At 67.7% G+C, this 17097-nt stretch carries 13 protein-coding genes; 8 read left to right on the top strand and 5 right to left on the bottom strand.

All coding sequences use genetic code 11. The features are described from left to right. Window positions 1-88: 88 nt before the first annotated feature. Window positions 89-1258 carry a putative peptide maturation dehydrogenase gene (locus QMZ25_RS01920; protein WP_053518602.1) on the top strand — a complete coding sequence of 390 codons (1170 nt, stop codon included), beginning with the start codon at window positions 89-91 and terminating at the stop codon, window positions 1256-1258. Window positions 1259-1264: 6 nt separating this feature from the next. Here the strand turns inward: QMZ25_RS01920 and QMZ25_RS01915 are convergent, their stop codons facing one another. The 3 genes from QMZ25_RS01915 to QMZ25_RS01905 are packed head-to-tail and all read right to left on the bottom strand — an operon-like array spanning window position 1265 to window position 6057. Further along, window positions 1265-3247: an acetyl/propionyl/methylcrotonyl-CoA carboxylase subunit alpha gene (locus tag QMZ25_RS01915; protein WP_197600133.1), complete on the bottom strand. Its 1983-nt coding sequence runs from the start codon at window positions 3245-3247 to the stop codon at window positions 1265-1267. 26 nt (window positions 3248-3273) lie between these two features. After that, complete coding sequence (locus QMZ25_RS01910; protein ID WP_074902259.1) at window positions 3274-4884, bottom strand: carboxyl transferase domain-containing protein; 1611 nt, start codon at window positions 4882-4884, stop codon at window positions 3274-3276. 9 nt (window positions 4885-4893) lie between these two features. Then, entirely contained in the window at window positions 4894-6057 is a 1164-nt protein-coding gene (locus QMZ25_RS01905; RefSeq protein ID WP_053518598.1) for an isovaleryl-CoA dehydrogenase, read from the bottom strand. 155 nt (window positions 6058-6212) lie between these two features. On the opposite strand from QMZ25_RS01905, the gene QMZ25_RS01900 reads away from it, so the two are divergent. From QMZ25_RS01900 to QMZ25_RS01890, 3 genes are all read left to right on the top strand, one after another. Beyond that, on the top strand, window positions 6213-6830 hold the full coding sequence (locus QMZ25_RS01900; RefSeq protein ID WP_053518597.1) for a TetR/AcrR family transcriptional regulator: 618 nt from the start codon (window positions 6213-6215) through the stop codon (window positions 6828-6830). A 200-nt stretch (window positions 6831-7030) separates the two neighbouring features. Continuing rightward, window positions 7031-7549: a c-type cytochrome gene (locus QMZ25_RS01895; RefSeq protein WP_053518595.1), complete on the top strand. Its 519-nt coding sequence runs from the start codon at window positions 7031-7033 to the stop codon at window positions 7547-7549. Between the two features lie 199 nt (window positions 7550-7748). After that, window positions 7749-9194, top strand: coding sequence for an ExeM/NucH family extracellular endonuclease (locus QMZ25_RS01890; protein WP_283219036.1), 1446 nt, complete (start codon window positions 7749-7751; stop codon window positions 9192-9194). 136 nt (window positions 9195-9330) lie between these two features. Here the strand turns inward: QMZ25_RS01890 and QMZ25_RS01885 are convergent, their stop codons facing one another. Further along, window positions 9331-10188, bottom strand: coding sequence for a hypothetical protein (locus QMZ25_RS01885; protein ID WP_053518593.1), 858 nt, complete (start codon window positions 10186-10188; stop codon window positions 9331-9333). Between the two features lie 43 nt (window positions 10189-10231). On the opposite strand from QMZ25_RS01885, the gene QMZ25_RS01880 reads away from it, so the two are divergent. Continuing rightward, entirely contained in the window at window positions 10232-10903 is a 672-nt protein-coding gene (locus QMZ25_RS01880; RefSeq protein WP_283219035.1) for a CocE/NonD family hydrolase, read from the top strand. Next, window positions 10900-12000, top strand: coding sequence for a cell division protein ZapE (zapE, locus tag QMZ25_RS01875; protein WP_053518589.1), 1101 nt, complete (start codon window positions 10900-10902; stop codon window positions 11998-12000). The genes QMZ25_RS01880 and zapE overlap by 4 nt, the downstream gene beginning before the upstream one ends. A gap of 67 nt (window positions 12001-12067) precedes the next feature. Here the strand turns inward: zapE and QMZ25_RS01870 are convergent, their stop codons facing one another. Continuing rightward, window positions 12068-12877, bottom strand: coding sequence for a DUF2884 family protein (locus QMZ25_RS01870; protein WP_053518587.1), 810 nt, complete (start codon window positions 12875-12877; stop codon window positions 12068-12070). A gap of 560 nt (window positions 12878-13437) precedes the next feature. Between QMZ25_RS01870 and QMZ25_RS01865 the strand changes: the two genes are divergently transcribed. Next, complete coding sequence (locus QMZ25_RS01865; protein ID WP_053518585.1) at window positions 13438-15840, top strand: ribonucleoside-diphosphate reductase subunit alpha; 2403 nt, start codon at window positions 13438-13440, stop codon at window positions 15838-15840. A gap of 106 nt (window positions 15841-15946) precedes the next feature. Beyond that, window positions 15947-16966, top strand: coding sequence for a ribonucleotide-diphosphate reductase subunit beta (locus tag QMZ25_RS01860; RefSeq protein WP_005420683.1), 1020 nt, complete (start codon window positions 15947-15949; stop codon window positions 16964-16966). The last annotated feature ends 131 nt before the right edge of the window (window positions 16967-17097 follow it).

Below are 17097 nucleotides of genomic sequence, written 5' to 3'. Positions count from 1 at the left end.
AGTATCGGCGGCGATCGTGCGAAGTTGATGGCAGGCACGTGCATCGCGCTATGATCGGCGCCCCCGCAGGCCTTTCGATTGCACGCCGATGAGATTCCGCCGTTGCCGGACACTGTTCGTCGAGCCGGTCGAACGCCCGGCCTTTGCATTGGCCGACCTGATGGCCGGCGGCACCGGGGTGACCTTCGAGCAGCGGCTGCAGGTGCGTACCGCCCACCTGCCTTCGGCATGCGAGATCGATGCCGACAGCTGCGCCTGGCTGTTGGCCTGCAGCGCCGAGCATTGGCAGCCGATGCCGGAGGATGCGGCCTGCCGCCGCCGCGTACTGGCGCTGCTGCAGCAGGGACTGTTGGTGAGCGACGATCCGGCCCATGCCGAGGCCTGTGCGGCCGAGCAGCGCGTGCGCGACAGCCACTGGTGGCCGCTGTCGGCGCTGCACTACCAGCAATCCTGCTGGGATGGCGTGGACAGCAGCGCGGACATGCAGCGTCAGCAGCTGGTGACCGCGCGCGACCTGGTCCGCAGCTTCGGCAATCCGCCGCCGGAGGCGCCGCCACGCCAGCCCGGCGCGCTTGCGCTGCCCCGCTGCGATGATGATCCGATGCAGGAACTGCTGCAGGCGCGTGCCACCTGCCGGAATTTCGATGCGACCCGCGCGCTGCCGCTGCCGTTGCTGGCACGGCTGCTGCAGCAGGTGCTGATGGCGCAGGCACAGGTGGAAACCGATCCGGACGTGCGGTTCCTGAAGAAGAACGTGCCCTCGGCCGGCAGCCTGCATCCGCTGGAAGCCTATCTGATGGTGCGCGACGTGCAGGGCCTGGCGCCGGGGCTCTACCATTACCACGCAGTCGCGCATGAACTGGCCCCGCTGCCGGTGCAGCCCGACGATCCCGCAGGGTTCCGCCTGCGCCTGCTGGCGGGCCAGCACTGGTTCGCCGATGCCCACGTGCTGCTGGTACTGGTGTGCCGCTTCGAGCGCACCTTCTGGAAGTACCGCAACCACGCCAAGGCCTACCGTGCGGTCATGCTCGACGCCGGGCACATCTCGCAGGCGTTCTACAGCGCGGCCACCGCACAGGGCCTGGGCGCGTTCGTCACGGCGGCCATCAACGAGGCCGAGGCCGCGCGCGCGCTTGCCCTGCAGCCGATGGCGGAAGGCGCGCTGGCGGTATGCGGCTTCGGCTGGCGCGCGGCAACGATGCAGACCTCGGAGATGGACCCGGCGGGCCGTGTCTGGCCCGCCAGGATCACGCCGTAGCGTGGCTCAGGTCGCTTCGAAGTCGACCAGCACCGCGCCGTCCCCGACCTGGTCGCCGGCCTTCGCCCGGTAACCCTTCACTGTGCCGTCGGCCGGTGCCTGCAGGGTGTGCTCCATCTTCATCGCCTCGAGTACCACCAGCGGCGTGCCGCGCTTGACCTGGGCACCGGCCTCGACCAGCGTGGCCACGATCCTGCCGGGCATCGGCGCCAGCAGGCTGCCTGCATCGGCCACCGCATGCTCCGACTCGCCGACCGGGTCGTGCAGGGTGAAGCGGTGCTGGCCATCGGCGCCGAACAGATACAGCTGGTCACCCTCGCGCAGCAGCTGCAGTGACCAGCGACGGCCGTCCAGCTGCACCGTCAGGTGCTGGCTGTCGAGGCGACCGAGCACCGACTGCGGGGCCGCATCATCAAATTGCACACGCCAGCCATCGGCCTGTGCCCACACCTTCAGCACGTGCCGGCGCTCTCCCTGCTGCAGCGGCAGCACGCGGGGCGCGGGCGCACCCAGGCGCCAGCCATCCTGTGCGCGCCAGGGCGAATGGGGGTCGCGCGGGTCGCTGCCGGCGTCGGCCATGCTGGCAACCGCGGCGACCGCGGCCAACTGCCACAGTGCATCGTCGCTGTCACCGATGGCGCTCAAGGCGGCCTGCTCGCGTTCGATCAGTGCGGTATCCAGCCGGGCGTGCGCGAATGAATCGGTGTGGACCAGCCGGCGCAGGAAACCGGCATTGGTGGTCACGCCCACCACCTGGCAGTCAGCCAGCGCCTGGCTCATGCGGTGCAATGCGCTGTCGCGGTCCACATCCCAGACGATCAGCTTGGCGATCATCGGGTCGTAATACGGCGTGATGGCGTCGCCTTCCTCCACGCCGGTATCCACGCGCACGGTGGCCGAAGCAGCCGGCAGGCGCAGGCGGCGCAGGGTACCGGTGGACGGCAGGAAGCCGCGGTCGGCATCTTCGGCGTACAGCCGTGCTTCGATCGCGTGGCCTTGGATGGCCAGCTGGTCCTGGCGCAGCGGCAGTGGCTGGCCGCAGGCCACGCGCAGCTGCCATTCCACCAGGTCGGTACCGGTGATGAACTCGGTGACCGGGTGCTCGACCTGCAGGCGGGTGTTCATTTCCATGAAGTAGAAATCACCGTCCGGGCCGGCGATGAACTCCACCGTGCCCGCGCCGACGTAGCCCACGGCGCGTGCAGCGTCGACCGCCGCCTGGCCCATCGCCGCGCGGCGCTCGGCACTCATGCCCGGTGCCGGGGCCTCTTCCAGCACTTTCTGGTGCCGGCGTTGCACCGAGCAGTCACGCTCGAACAGGTAGACCGCATCACCGTGGCTGTCGCCGAACACCTGGATCTCGATATGGCGCGGTCGCTCGACATACTTCTCGACCAGCACGTGGTCGTTGCCGAACGCCGAGGCGGCCTCGCGCTGGCAGCTGGCCAGCGCATCGATGAAGTCCTCGCTGCGTTCGACCTTGCGCATGCCCTTGCCGCCACCGCCGGCGCTGGCCTTGATCAGCACCGGATAGCCGATCGTATCGGCCTGCGCGCGCAGGAAGTCCGGCGCTTGCTGGTCACCGTGATAACCCGGCGTCAGCGGCACGCCGGCTTTGGCCATCAAGGCCTTGGCTGCGCTCTTGTCACCCATCGCGCGGATCGCGCTGGCCGGCGGCCCGATGAAGGTGATGCCGGCGGCGGCACAGGCATCGGCGAAGTCGGCGTTCTCGGACAGGAAGCCGTATCCGGGATGGATCGCCTGCGCGCCGCTCCGGCGTGCGGCGTCGAGCAGGGCCTCGCCGCGCAGATAGCTCTCGCGTGCGGCGGCCGGTCCGATATGGATGGCCTCGTCGGCCAGGCGTACGTGGCGGGCATTGCGGTCCGCATCGGAATACACCGCCACGGTGGCGATGCCGAGGCGGCGGCAGGTGGCGATGACGCGGCAGGCGATTTCGCCACGGTTGGCGATCAGGACTTTGGTGAACATGGCGACAGGCTCGGTCATGGCGCGGGTTACATGCGGAACACGCCGAAGCGCGTCTGCTGCGGGGCGGCGTTGAGGCTGGCCGACAGCGCCAAGGCCAATACCCGGCGGGTATCGGCCGGATCGATCACGCCGTCGTCCCACAGGCGCGCGCTGGCGTAGTACGGGTGGCCCTGCTGCTCGAACTGCTCGCGGATCGGCGCCTTGAACGCGTCCTCTTCCGCGGCGGCCCATTGCCCGCCCTTGGCTTCGATGCCATCGCGACGCACCGTGGCCAGCACGCTGGCGGCCTGTTCGCCACCCATCACGCCGATGCGTGCGTTGGGCCACATCCACAGGAAATTCGGCGAATAGGCCCGCCCACACATGCCGTAGTTGCCGGCGCCGAACGAGCCGCCGATCACCACGGTGAACTTGGGCACCTTCGCGCAGGCGACCGCCATCACCAGCTTGGCACCGTCCTTGGCGATACCGCCCTGTTCGTACTTGCGCCCGACCATGAAGCCGGTGATGTTCTGCAGGAACAGCAGCGGGATGCCGCGCTGGGTGCACAGCTCGATGAAGTGCGCGCCCTTCAGCGCGGACTCGGAGAACAGGATGCCGTTGTTGGCGATGATGCCGATCGGGTAGCCGTTCAGATGGGCGAAGCCGGTGACCAGGGTGGCGCCATAGCGCGGCTTGAACTCATCGAAGCGCGAGCCATCGACCAGGCGTGCGATCACCTCGCGCACGTCGTAGGGCTTGCGCGTGTCGGCCGGGATCACGCCGTACAGTTCGTGCGCCGGCAGCAACGGTTCCTCCGGCGGCTGCATCGCCATCGCCGGTTCCGGCTTGCGCCAGTTCAGCTGGGCGATGATCGCGCGGACCCGTGCCAGCGCCTGCAGGTCGTTGTCGGCCATGTGGTCGGCCACGCCGGAAATGCGCGTGTGCACGTCCGCGCCGCCCAGTTCCTCGGCCGTTACCACTTCACCGGTGGCCGCCTTCACCAGCGGCGGGCCGCCGAGGAAGATGGTGCCCTGCTCGCGCACGATCACCGTTTCATCGCTCATCGCCGGCACGTAGGCCCCACCGGCGGTGCAGCTGCCCATGACGCAGGCGATCTGCGGGATGCCCTGCGCGGACAGGTTGGCCTGGTTGTAGAAGATGCGGCCGAAGTGGTCGCGGTCGGGGAACACCTCGTCCTGCAGCGGCAGGAAGGCGCCACCGGAGTCGACCAGATAGATGCACGGCAGGTGGTTCTGCTCGGCGATCTCCTGCGCACGCAGGTGCTTCTTCACCGTCATCGGGTAATAGGTGCCGCCCTTGACCGTGGCATCGTTGGCCACGATCACGCACTCCACGCCGCTGACCCGGCCGATGCCGGCGACCACGCCGGCTGCCGGCACAGCGTCGTCATACATGCCATGAGCAGCCAGCGGCGCGATTTCCAGGAATGCGCTGCCGGCATCGAGCAGGGCGTCGATGCGGTCGCGTACCAGCAGCTTGCCGCGCGCGGTGTGCTTGGCGCGTGCCGCCTCGCTGCCGCCCAGGGCAGTGCGGGCGAGGGTGGCGTGCAGATCGTCGACCACGGCCTGCATCGCCGCGCGGTTGCTTTCAAACGTGTCGCTGCCCGGTTGCAGCTGGCTGTTCAGGACGGTCATGGGGTGGCCTTACAGAGTGCGCTGGAACAATTCACGGCCGATCAGCATGCGGCGGATCTCCGACGTGCCCGCACCGATCTCGTACAGCTTGGCGTCGCGCCACAGGCGGCCGGTCGGGTACTCGTTGATGTAGCCGTTGCCACCGAGGATCTGGATCGCCTGCCCGGTCAGCCAGGTGGCCTTCTCGGCGGCGTACAGGATCGCACCGGCCGCGTCCTGGCGGGTGGTACGGCCCTGGTCGCAGGCGCGCGCCACGGCGTACACGTAGGCGCGGCAGGCGCCCAGGCCCACGTACATGTCGGCGATCTTGGCCTGGATCAGCTGGAAGCTGCCGATCGCTTCGCCGAACTGGTGGCGTTCGTGCACGTACGGCATCACCACGTCCATGGCCGCAGCCATCAGCCCCAGCGGGCCGCCGGACAGCACCACGCGCTCGTAGTCCAGGCCGGACATCAGCACGCGCACGCCACCGCCGACGCTGCCGAGCACGTTCTCTTCGGGAATCTCGCAGTCCTGGAACACCAGCTCGCAGGTCGGCGAGGAGCGCATGCCCAGCTTGTCCAGCTTCTGCGCGGTGGAGAAACCCGGCATGCCCTTTTCAACCAGGAAGGCGGTGATGCCCCTGGCGCCGGCGTCCATGTCGGTTTTGGCATAGACCACCAGCACATCGGCGTCCGGGCCGTTGGTGATCCACATCTTGTTGCCGTTGAGGACATAGCGATCGCCACGCTTGTCGGCGCGCAGCTTCATCGATACCACGTCCGAACCGGCGCCGGGTTCGCTCATCGCCAGTGCGCCCACCTTGGCGCCGCTGCACAGGTCGGGCAGGAAGCGCTGCTTCTGCGCCTCGCTGCCGTTCTTGCGCAGCTGGTTCACGCACAGGTTGGAGTGCGCGCCATAGGACAGGCCGATGCCGCCGGAGGCGCGCGAGACCTCTTCCATCGCCACCACGTGGGCCAGGTAGCCCATGCCGGTACCGCCGTATTCTTCCTCGACGGTAAGGCCGAGCAGGCCCTGTTCGCCCAGTTTCGGCCACAGTGCCTGCGGGAACTGGTTGGTCGCATCGGCCTCGGCCGCCAGCGGCGCGATCTCGGCGGCGGCAAAATGGGCCACGCTCTGGCGCAGCAGGTCGATCTCTTCACCGAGATCGAAGTTCAGGGATGGCACGTGCATTACAGCGGCTCCACGGCGGCAAAGTGGGGGATGGACGCACCCAGGGCTTGCCGGCGATGGTTTCCAGGACCGCGCCGGCACGGGCGAGGCCCCAGCGTAACGGGGTTCGGGAAAGAAGTGAACACAAATTCAAAAATTGAAACCAGAATCAAAACATGGCCTACAAACGCTCTGCACTGATGGAAGAACGCCTGGCCGGGGCCCGCGAGCGGATCCTGCTGGCAACCCGTGAACGGGTCGCCACCGGCGGCTGGCGAAACGCCCCGGTGACCGCCGTGGCAACCCAGGCGGGGGTCTCCACCGGCCTGATCTACCGTCATTTCCCCTCCAAGGCCGACCTGTTCGTGGAGGTGCTCAACGCGGCGGTGGCCCATGAAGTGGCGATCATGGAACGCATCGCCAGCGGCCCGGAGGCCGCCAGCGAGCGCCTGCGGCTGGCCATCGCCGCCTTCGTGCGCCGCGCCCTGGCGGGTCCGGGGCTGGCCCACGCCTTCATCGTCGAACCGGTCGATCCGGACGTGGAAGCCGAGCGCATGCGCGGCCGCCGTGCCTTCGGTGATGTGTTCCTGCGCCTGGTGGAGGAAGGCGTGGCCGCCGGCGAACTGCCTGCGCAGGATGCGCATGTGGCGGCCGCGTGCCTGGTCGGCGCCTTCACCGAAGCGATGGTTGGCCCGACTGCGCCCAGCCGTGAAGCGCATCGCGACGAGGATGCGCTGGTCGACGCGATCTGCAGCTTCTGCCTGCGTGCCATCGGCGCACCGGTAAATCGGTAGCGCCGTGCCATGCCCGGTGGCTTCTGCGGCGCTGCGTGCTCGCCGGGCATGGCCCGGCGCTACCGCATGTGGCCGATCCCGCAATGCTGCGACGCACCAGCAGCGAAGCCTGTTGTCGCGCGCAGGACGCGTTCTATACTCGGCCCATCACGCAGTCGCTCAGCCGTGGTCCAACGACTACCAGCCAGGGGTAACGAAGAGTGCGGAATTACGATCTGGAGTTCCTGAAACGCTTCTCCATGGTGATCGCGCTGTTGATGGCCATCACTCTGGGTCTGATCTTCCTTGCCGCCTTCCTGCACACCCGGATTCCGCCCGAGGTGTCGCCCACTGCGGCCAAACGTACCGAACAGCGCATCGCGCCGACCGGAGCGGTCTACGCCGGCAGTACCGGTGCAGCCGCGCAGGCGGCGGCCAAGGCGGCCGCGCTGGCCAAGGCCGCCTCGCAGGTGGCCTACGGCGGCACCACCGATGGCAAGGTCATCTTCGACAACCTGTGCACCGCCTGCCACACCACCGGGGTGGGCCAAGCGCCGACCTTGGACCGCGCGCACTGGGACCAGCGCATCACGCAGGGCAAGGACACGCTCTACAAGCACGCCATCGAGGGCTACACCGGCCCGGACGGCGGCATCATGCCTCCCAAGGGCGGCAACCCGGCGCTGACCGAGGAACAGATCCACGCCACCGTGGACTGGATGCTGGGCAACCTGAAGTAGGACCTTTCCGCAGCGCCGGGCCTGCCCTCGGCAGCCTCTGCGCCACCTGCGCGGGCGGCTGCCGGACATGGGCCCGGCGCTGCCATCCCGTCGTCGACGGCCCCCGGGGCTTTGCCCACCCGGGCCGATCGCCGGGCTGCAGTCGGGCGTTCGTATTTCGGGGTTAGTCTGTGCCCCCATTCCGTGGAGTCGCCCGTCGATGCGCCGCCGTTCCCTTGTTCTCGCCCTGTCCCTGCTGCTGCCGGCACCTGCCTTTGCCCAGGCCCAGCCGCAGGCCATGCCGGCCCCGGCGACGTCCACCCCGCGCAACTCCACCGTTGTACTGGCCACCGCGCCGGCCGACTGGCGCGCGCTGGACGGCCAGCGTGTGCGCATCGCTGCGCCGCTGACCCTGGCCGGCACCGACGCTCTGGAACGCTTCGGCCAGCTGACGGTCGCCTTCGGCGGGCGCCTGTGGCAGCCGACCGAAGTGGCCGCGCCGGGCACCGCCGGCATCGAACAGGTGATGGCCGACAACCTGCGTCGCCGCCTGGTGCTGGACGATGGCAGCGACGTGCGTGATCCGGGCAGCGTGGCCTACCTGCCGGGCAACCCGGTGCTGCGCACCGGCATGCTGCTGCGCAATGTGGAAGGCACTGTCCGCGTGGACGCGCAGGGCCGCCCGCAGCTGCAGGTGGAAGGCACGCTGAGCCTGCCCGCACTGCAGCGGCCGGCGGTGCCGGACGTGCCTGGCAGCCTGCGTATCGCGGCGTTCAACCTGGAAAACTACTTCAATGGCGACGGCCAGGGCGGCGGCTTCCCGACGTTGCGCGGTGCCCGCACGCTGGAGGAGCACAAGGCCCAGGTGGCCAAGCTGGTCGCCACCATCAATGCGCTCGATACCCACATCGCCGCCCTCATGGAGCTGGAGAACGATGGCTACGGACCGCAGTCGGCCATTGCCGAGCTGCTGGCCGCGCTCAATGACCGGCCACACGCCGGACCGGACGACGCATGGGTGGCGGTCGATCCGGGCGAAGGCCCCGGCACCAATCCCATCCGCGTTGGCATCATCTACAAGCGCGGTGCATTCAAGACATTGGGCCCGCCGTTGACCAAGCTTGACGGCCCGTTTGCCGAGCACAGCCGCGCACCGCTGGCACAGGCTTTCCAGGGCAAGGGCGCACCGTTCATGGTGGTCGCCAACCACTTCAAGTCCAAGGGGTGCCGCGACGCCAGCGGTGCCGACGCCGACCGCAACGATGGCCAGGGCTGCTGGAATGCGACGCGCGTCGAATCGGCCCGCCAGCTCAACCAGTGGGTGCAGGCCGAAGCCGCGCGCCTGAAGGTGAAGGATGTAGTGATGCTGGGCGATTTCAACGCCTATGCGATGGAGGATCCGATCCGCACGCTGCACACGCTGGGCTGGCAGGACGCCTTCAAGGTGGCCAAGGTCGAACATCCCTACAGCTACGTCTACAACGGCTACAGCGGCCGCCTCGACCACGCCCTGCTGAGTCCGTCCATGGCCCGCCGCCTGGCGGGCGCCGCCGAATGGCACAGCAATGCCGACGAGCAGGACGCCAGCGGCTACCAGGGGCGCAATGTGCCCGGCCCATGGCGCAGCTCCGACCACGACCCGCTGCTGCTGGGCTTCGACAAGTAATGCCCAACGCCGGGGTCGGATCCCATTCCAACGGAATGGACTCTGACCCCGATGCATCGCCGGGCCATGAACGCGTGGGCCGCACGTGGGGTCAGAGCCCATTCCGTTGGAATGGGATCCGACCCCCGGGCCGTACTCACCCCCAGGCGATCAATCCGATCGCCAGCACTGCCAGCGCCAGGCCGGCCCGGTTCCACTTCGTGGTCGGTTCGCCAAAGGCAAACACGCCCACCAGCGCGCCCAGTACCACCACGCCGATGTTCATGCCGGCGAACACCGTGGCCGGGCTGTCCGGCATCGCCTGGTGCGCGTGCACATAGAACAGGATGTTGCCGCCGTTGAGCAGGCCCAGCAGCGCACCCGCGCCGAGGTTGTGCCAGGCCAGCCGGCTGCGACCGCTGAAGTGCCGCCACAGCTGCAATGCCAGCATCAGTACGAAGGCCACGCTGAAGCTGGCCAGCACCGCCGCCATCGACGGCGTGCCGGACAGCGCCACCTGCTTGAGCAGCACGTCCACCACCGCGAAGCCGCCCCACACGCCCAGCAGCCAGCCCCAGCCACCCGGCGAGGACGCCACCGCCGGGCCGCGCGGGCGCAGGCTGATGGCCACCATCGCCAGCAGGCCCAGGCCGAGCCCGGCCAGCTTCCACGGCGTGGCGGTCTGGCCGAAGAACAGGAACGCCGCCGCCAGTGACAGCAGCAGCGACAGCCGCTGCGCCACGTCGCTGCGGACGATGCCGGCCACCGCCACCGCGCGGCCCAGCACCAGGAAGATCGAGGGCAGCACCACCGCCAGCGCCAGCAGCGACGGCCACGGGGCATGCGGCGCGCGCAGTGCGTCCAGCGGCGGCTGCAGCACCACGGCGGTCAGGGTCGCGGCCACCAGGTAGTTCCAGGTGACCATCTGCGCAACATCCAGTTGGCGGCGTCCGGCCACCTTCAACAACACCGAAACCAGCACGCTGCAGATCACGGCCAAAGACAGGTAGAGCATGGGGCGGGCACAGGGCAGGGGCGGGGGACGGTATCATGGTGCCATGCACAAGCCTTCGTTCCCCGTCGCCCCTGGCGAAACCACCTGCCTCGAACTGGACGGCCCGGCCGGCCCGCTGGAAGTGGTCGTCGACCTGCCCAAGGCCGATGTGCCGGTGCAGCCGATCGTGGCCATCGTCTGCCACCCGCTGTCCACCGAGGGCGGCACCCTGCACAACAAGGTGGTCACCATGACCGCCAGCACCCTGCGCGAGCTGGGCATCGCCACGGTGCGCTTCAACTTCCGCAGCGTCGGTGGTTCGGCGGGCACCTTCGATGGCGGCGTGGGCGAGCAGGATGACCTGAAGGCCGTGACCGCCTGGGTGCGCAGCCAGCGCCCCGACGACCGCCTGTGGCTGGCCGGCTTCAGCTTTGGTGCGTTCGTTTCGCTGAAGGCGGCCGCCACGCTGCAGCCGGAGGCGCTGATCTCGATCGCGCCGCCGGCCGGCCGCTGGGATTTCGACGGCGTGCAGCCACCGGCCCGCTGGCTGGTGATCCAGGGCGAGCAGGACGAGATCGTCGACCCGCAGGCGGTCTATCAGTGGCTGGGCGCGCTGCAGGCTCCGCATGAGCTGGTGCGGATGCCCGACACCAGCCACTTCTTCCATCGCAAGCTGATCGACCTGCGCGGTGCGTTGACCCACGGCGTCAAGCACTGGCTGGGCGCAGCGGCATGAGTGCAGTCGAGTTGACCCCGTCGCAGCGGTATGCGGCCGGGGTTGCCCGGGGTGACTGGCAGGACGACCCCGCCCAGCACGCGGCGCTGGCCGAGCTGGACCGCATCCACGTGGGCCTGCTGGACAACGCCGACGACGGCTGGCTGGACCGGTTGTCCTCGTTCTGGAAGAAGCCCGAGCCGGTCAAGGGGCTGTATTTCTGGGGGGGTGTCGGCCGCGGCAAGACCTTCCTGGTGGATCTGTTCTACGACGGGCTGCCAATCAAGCAGAAGTACCGCACCCACTTCCATCGTTTCATGCGCAGCGTCCACGAGCGCCTGCGCGAGCACCAGGGCCAGAGCGACCCGTTGGCGAAGATCGCCCAGGAATGGCGCAGCAACCTGCGCGTGCTGGTGCTGGACGAATTCTTCGTCACCGACATCGGCGACGCCATGCTGCTGGCGCGCCTGCTCGAACGCCTGTTCGCCGAGGGCGTGACCCTGGTCACCACCTCCAATACGGCGGTGGAGAACCTGTATCTCAATGGCCTGCAGCGCGAGAGCTTCCTGCCCGCCATCAGCCTGCTGCAGCGCTTCTGCGTCGAGCTGTACGCCGAAGGCACGGAGGATTACCGGATGCGCGCGCTGACCCGCTCGCCGGTGTACCGCGCGCCGCTGGCCGCCGACAGCGACGACTGGCTCGCCACGCGCTGGAACGAACTGAGTGGTGGTCAGCCCGCCAAGGCCGGCAACATCGAGATCGAAGGCCGCAAGATTCCGGTCCGCGGCCGGGGCAAGAGCATCGCCTGGTTCGACTTCGCCGCCCTGTGCGAAGGCCCGCGCGGCCCATCGGACTACATCGAGATCGCGCACGAGTTCAATACGGTGCTGCTGGGCGGCATTCCCGCCTTCGATCGCCTGAACGAGGACGCCGCGCGCCGCTTCGTCAACCTGATCGACGAACTGTACGACCGCCACGTCAACCTGGTCTGCACCGCCAGCACCTCGCCGGTCGAGCTGTACACCGGCCAGCGCCTGCAGGGCGCGTTCGAGCGCACCGCCTCGCGCCTGATCGAGATGCAGAGCGCTGAATACCTGGGTACCCCGCACCGGGCGTGAGGGCCCGGGAGCTGCACGATCTGCCGGAAGGGCAGCCGCGCGCAGGCGCTGCAGCGGCAGCTCGACGTTACCGGCTGGGCGCCAGTGCGTTGCCCTGCGGCCGCTCCTCCGGCCCGGTCGACACCTGCAGGCCGTTGTCGCTGCGCTCCAGCAGCCGCAGCGGCTGGCCCTGGTAACGCACTTCCAGCGCATCGTGGGTATCGGCCAGCGCACGCACCAGCGGGCACAACGCCATGGCGCTGGCCTCCACACGCTGGGCACCGGCTTCCAGGCGCCGGTCCAGCTCGGCATCCAGGCGCTCGGCACGTTCCTCCATGGCGTCGCTGCGGCCGGTGAAGACCTGCCAGAGCACGCTGCGGGCGATCGAGCCGGACAGCGTCTCGGCCATGTCCTGCACCTTCGCCTCGAATCCGGGACCGAAGGTCGCCTGTTCCCAGTAGCCCTTTCCGAGCGTCCCCTCGATCCAGTCATCCGCCTGCCGCCGCAGGCGCCTGACCTTGCGGCTGTTGGCGGTGCCGGTCAGGCTCTCGTAGACGCCATCGAGCGCGTCGAAGCTCAGCTGGCTGACATCGCGCGCCAATGCCGTGGCGGCGGGCATCAACCGGCGCGCGCCGGCCTCCAGCTGGCGCAGGCGGGCGGCATCGGCGTCGCTGACCGGCACGATCGTGTCATCCAGGCTCAGCACACCATCGTGGAACACCACCTCGTGCGGCGCCTGCGGGCCGTGTCGCAGCCAGATGCCGCCGCTGTCCACCAGCACGTCATAGTCCGTGCGGATGCCACACTGGTCCGCGTGCAGCTTCGGCGCGTCGGCCGCCTGCGCCGGCATGATGCACAGCGCCGACAGCACTGCCAGGGCAGGCAGTCGCAGGTCCATTGGACATTCCTTTTCCAGTCGCCAGAGCCCAGCGTCCGCCTCTCCGGCCTGTCCGTCATCGGCCGAAAGTCACGCCGTCCACCGGCTGCCCACCTTCTATCCACAGGGTTGTCCCTTGGTCATTCCGTTACTGTCATGTGAAGCTGTCATTGTTCTGTTTCCGCACTCCGTTGTACCGCCGGAATGACGCGTTCCGGTCTTGACTGCGCGGCCCGTTCCGGCAGGTCCAAAGCGTCCGATCCGGGCGCCGATGGCACGATCCTTGCGGCGCAAGGGATTGCCGAATTTCACTACATTTGGCGTTGACGGACCCCACCACCCCCACTATCTTGTGGCCATCGGTCGCAGCGACCCCAAGTCGCAAGGACAACGGGGAAGGCGCAGAGGCGGGAGCCACGCGGCACCCCCGTCCGCAGCGATACCCGTCGGCGACCGTCACGGCAGCGGCAGGCGCAGGTCTCACCTCCTGCGACGCCCAGCTGCCATCCTGGGCCGTCATGTCCTGGGCCGCGCCACCGATGCACCTGCAACCACCCCATCACGCCAAGAGGACACACGCCGTGACCACCGAAACCAGCGCCACCATCGAAAAGGAAAGCGAGTTCCTGTTGACGTCGCCGCCGACGGCCAACGCGATGAGTGTGACCAAGCGCAATGGCACGACCGAACTGGTGGACCTGAACAAGATCGTGCGTGCGGTGCAGCGTTCCTCCGAAGGCCTGCACGCCGTCGATCCGATGCGCGTGGCCACCCGCACCATTTCCGGCCTGTACAACGGCGCCACCACCCGCGAGCTGGACGAGCTGTCCATCCGCACCGCCGCCCTGCTGATCGGTGAAGAACCCGAGTACGGCCGTCTGGCCGCGCGCCTGCTGGCCAACTACATCGCCAAGGAAGTGTCGGGCCAGGAAATCTATGCCTTCTCGCAGTCGGTCAGCCGTGGCCATGAAGTCGGCCTGATCAACGACCGCCTGCTGAACTTCGTGCAGACCAACGCGCGCAAGCTCAACGATGCGATCGACATCTCGCTGGACCTGAACTTCGATTACTTCGGCCTGCGTACCCTGTACGACCGCTACCTGCTGCGCCATCCGCACACCCGCAAGGTGATCGAGACCCCGCAGCAGTTCTTCCTGCGCATCGCCAGCGCGCTGAGCGAGGACGTGTCCGAGACCCTGGCGCTGTACAAGCGCATGGGCAACCTGGACTACCTGCCGTCCAGCCCGACCCTGTTCAACTCCGGCACCACCCACGAGCAGCTGTCCTCGTGCTTCCTGCTCGATTCGCCGCAGGACTCGCTGGAGTCGATCTACTCCAAGTACGGCGATATCGCCCAGCTGTCGAAGTTCTCCGGCGGCATCGGCGTCAGCTACACCCGCGTGCGTTCGCGTGGTTCGCTCATCAAGTCCACCAACGGCCATTCCAACGGCATCGTGCCGTGGCTGAAGACCATGGACTCGTCCGTGGCGGCGGTGAACCAGGGTGGCAAGCGCAAGGGCGCGGCCTGCGTGTACCTGGAAACCTGGCACGCCGACATCGAGGACTTCCTCGAGCTGCGTGACAACACCGGTGACGAAGCCCGCCGTACCCACAACCTGAACCTGGCCAACTGGGTGCCGGACCTGTTCATGAAGCGCGTCGAGGCCGACCAGGAATGGTCGCTGTTCGATCCGCGCGTCGTGCCGGAGTTCACCGATCTGTTCGGCGAAGCCTTCGAGCAGGCCTACCTGCAGGCCGAAGCCCAGGGCAAGGCCAACCGCACCATCTCCGCCCGCAAGCTGTACGCCCGCATGATGCGTACGCTGGCCGAGACCGGCAACGGCTGGATGACCTTCAAGGACAAGTGCAACCGCGCCAGCAACCAGACCCTGCGTCCGGGCAACGTGATCCACCTGTCCAACCTGTGCACGGAAATCCTGGAGGTCACCTCCAACGATGAAACCGCGGTGTGCAACCTGGGTTCGATCAACCTGGGCAACCACTTCGACGAGCACAACGAGTTCGACTTCGAGAAGCTGGCCGAGACCGTGCGCCTGGCCGTGCGCCAGCTCGACCGTGTCATCGACCTGAACTTCTACCCGATCGAAACCGCCCGCCGCGCCAACCTGCGCTGGCGCCCGGTCGGCCTGGGCTGCATGGGCCTGCAGGACGTGTTCTTCCGCAAGCGCCTGCCGTTCGACAGCGCCGAAGCCCGTGCCCTGTCCAAGAAGATCGCCGAGACGATCTACTTCCACGCGCTGGAAACCTCGACCGAGCTGGCCCAGGAACGCGGCAAGCACCCGTCGTTCAACGATACCCGTGCCGCCAGTGGCGAACTGCAGTTCGACGCCTGGAACGTGGTGCCGGAAGACACCGCGCGCTGGGATGCCCTGCGTGCCCGCATCAAGGAGCACGGCCTGCGCAACTCGCTGATGATCGCGATCGCCCCGACCGCGACCATCGCCTCCATCGCCGGCTGCTACGAGTGCGTCGAGCCGCAGGTGTCCAACCTGTTCAAGCGCGAAACCCTGTCCGGTGACTTCCTGCAGGTCAACCGCTACCTGGTGAACGAGCTGAAGAAGCTGGGCCTGTGGACCGCCGACATGCGCGATGCCATCAAGCTGGCCGAAGGTTCCATCGCCGGCCTGACGCAGATTCCGGAAACCCTGCGTGAGGTCTACCGCACCGCGTGGGAATTGCCGATGCGTTCGCTGATCGACATGGCCGCCGAGCGTGGCGCCTTCATCGACCAGTCGGCCTCGCTCAACCTGTTCATGGAAAGCCCGAACATCGGCGCGATGTCGTCCATGTACATGTACGCGTGGAAGCAGGGCATCAAGACCACCTACTACCTGCGCTCGCGTCCGGCCACCAAGATCGCCAAGACCACGGTCAGCAACGCGGCCCCGGCCAAGGTGTTCAGCCCGGACGAAGCCATCGCCTGCTCGCTGGAGAACCCGGAAGCCTGCGAGGCCTGCCAGTAATCGCGCGCTGTGCCGTAGATGGAGCCGGGCTCGGCCCGGCTGCGCAATGACAAGGTAGCGCCGGGCCATGCCCGGCGTTTTGACCCGAGAAGACAAGGAAACACCCATGGCCGACAAGCCCAAGCAGATGCTGCTCGATCCCGGTTTTGAACTGACGTTGCGCCCGATGCGCTACCCGCAGTTCTATGACATGTACCGGAATGCGATCAAGAACACCTGGACGGTGGAAGAGATCAATTTCCAGATCGACATCACCGACCTGCACAGCAAGATGTCGCCGGGTGAGCGCCACCTGATCCATCGCCTTGTCGCGTTCTTCGCCACCGGCGATTCGATCGTGTCCAACAACCTGGTGCTGAACCTGTACCAGCACCTCAATGCGCCGGAAGCGCGCATGTACCTGTCGCGCCAGCTGTATGAAGAAGCGCTGCACGTGCAGTTCTACCTGACCCTGCTCGACAACTACCTGCCGGACCCGGAAGAGCGCGCCAAGGCGTTCTCGGCGGTGGAGAACATCGACTCGATCAAGAAGAAGGCCGATTTCTGCTTCAAGTGGATCGACTCGATCCAGGACCTGACCCGCATCGAGACCCGCGAACAGCGCCGCCAGTTCCTGCTCAACCAGATCTGCTTCGCCGCCTGCATCGAAGGCCTGTTCTTCTTTGCTGCGTTCGCCTACGTGTACTACTTCCGTTCGCGCGGCCTGCTGCCGGGCCTGGCCTCGGGCACCAACTGGGTGTTCCGCGACGAAAGCGCCCACATGGAGTTCGCGTTCGAGTCGGTGCGCGTGGTCCGCGAGGAAGAGCCGGACCTGTTCGATGACGAGATGAAGCAGCAGGTGTACGACATGCTGGCCGAAGCGATCGAATGCGAAGTGCAGTTCGCCGAGGACGTGCTGTCCGGCGGCGTGGCGGGCATCTCCACGCGCGACATGCGCCAGTACCTGCAGCACTGCGCCGACCAGCACTTCGCCAAGCTGGGCATGGAAAAGAAGTACAACGTGCGCAACCCGCTGCCGTTCATGGAACTGCAGGACGTGCAGGAGCTGACCAACTTCTTCGAACGCCGCGTTTCGGCCTACCAGGTCGGCGTGCAGGGCGAAGTTGCCTTCGACATGAACTTCTGACCCGTCCGGTCAGGCCTGTCGCAGCGAAAACCCCGGCCGATGCCGGGGTTTTTTGTGGGTAGCGCCGGGCCATGCCCGGCGTGTACCGCCCGGGGCTGCGCGCAGCGTCGACCGCGCTGCGCGCTCGCCGG

The organism is Stenotrophomonas sp. RS-48, from assembly GCF_030053245.1.
In the GTDB taxonomy this organism is placed as follows: Bacteria; Pseudomonadota; Gammaproteobacteria; order Xanthomonadales; family Xanthomonadaceae; genus Stenotrophomonas; species Stenotrophomonas maltophilia_P.
Note: the sequence above shows the minus strand (reverse complement) of the source record. Positions and strands in the feature narration are given on the sequence as shown.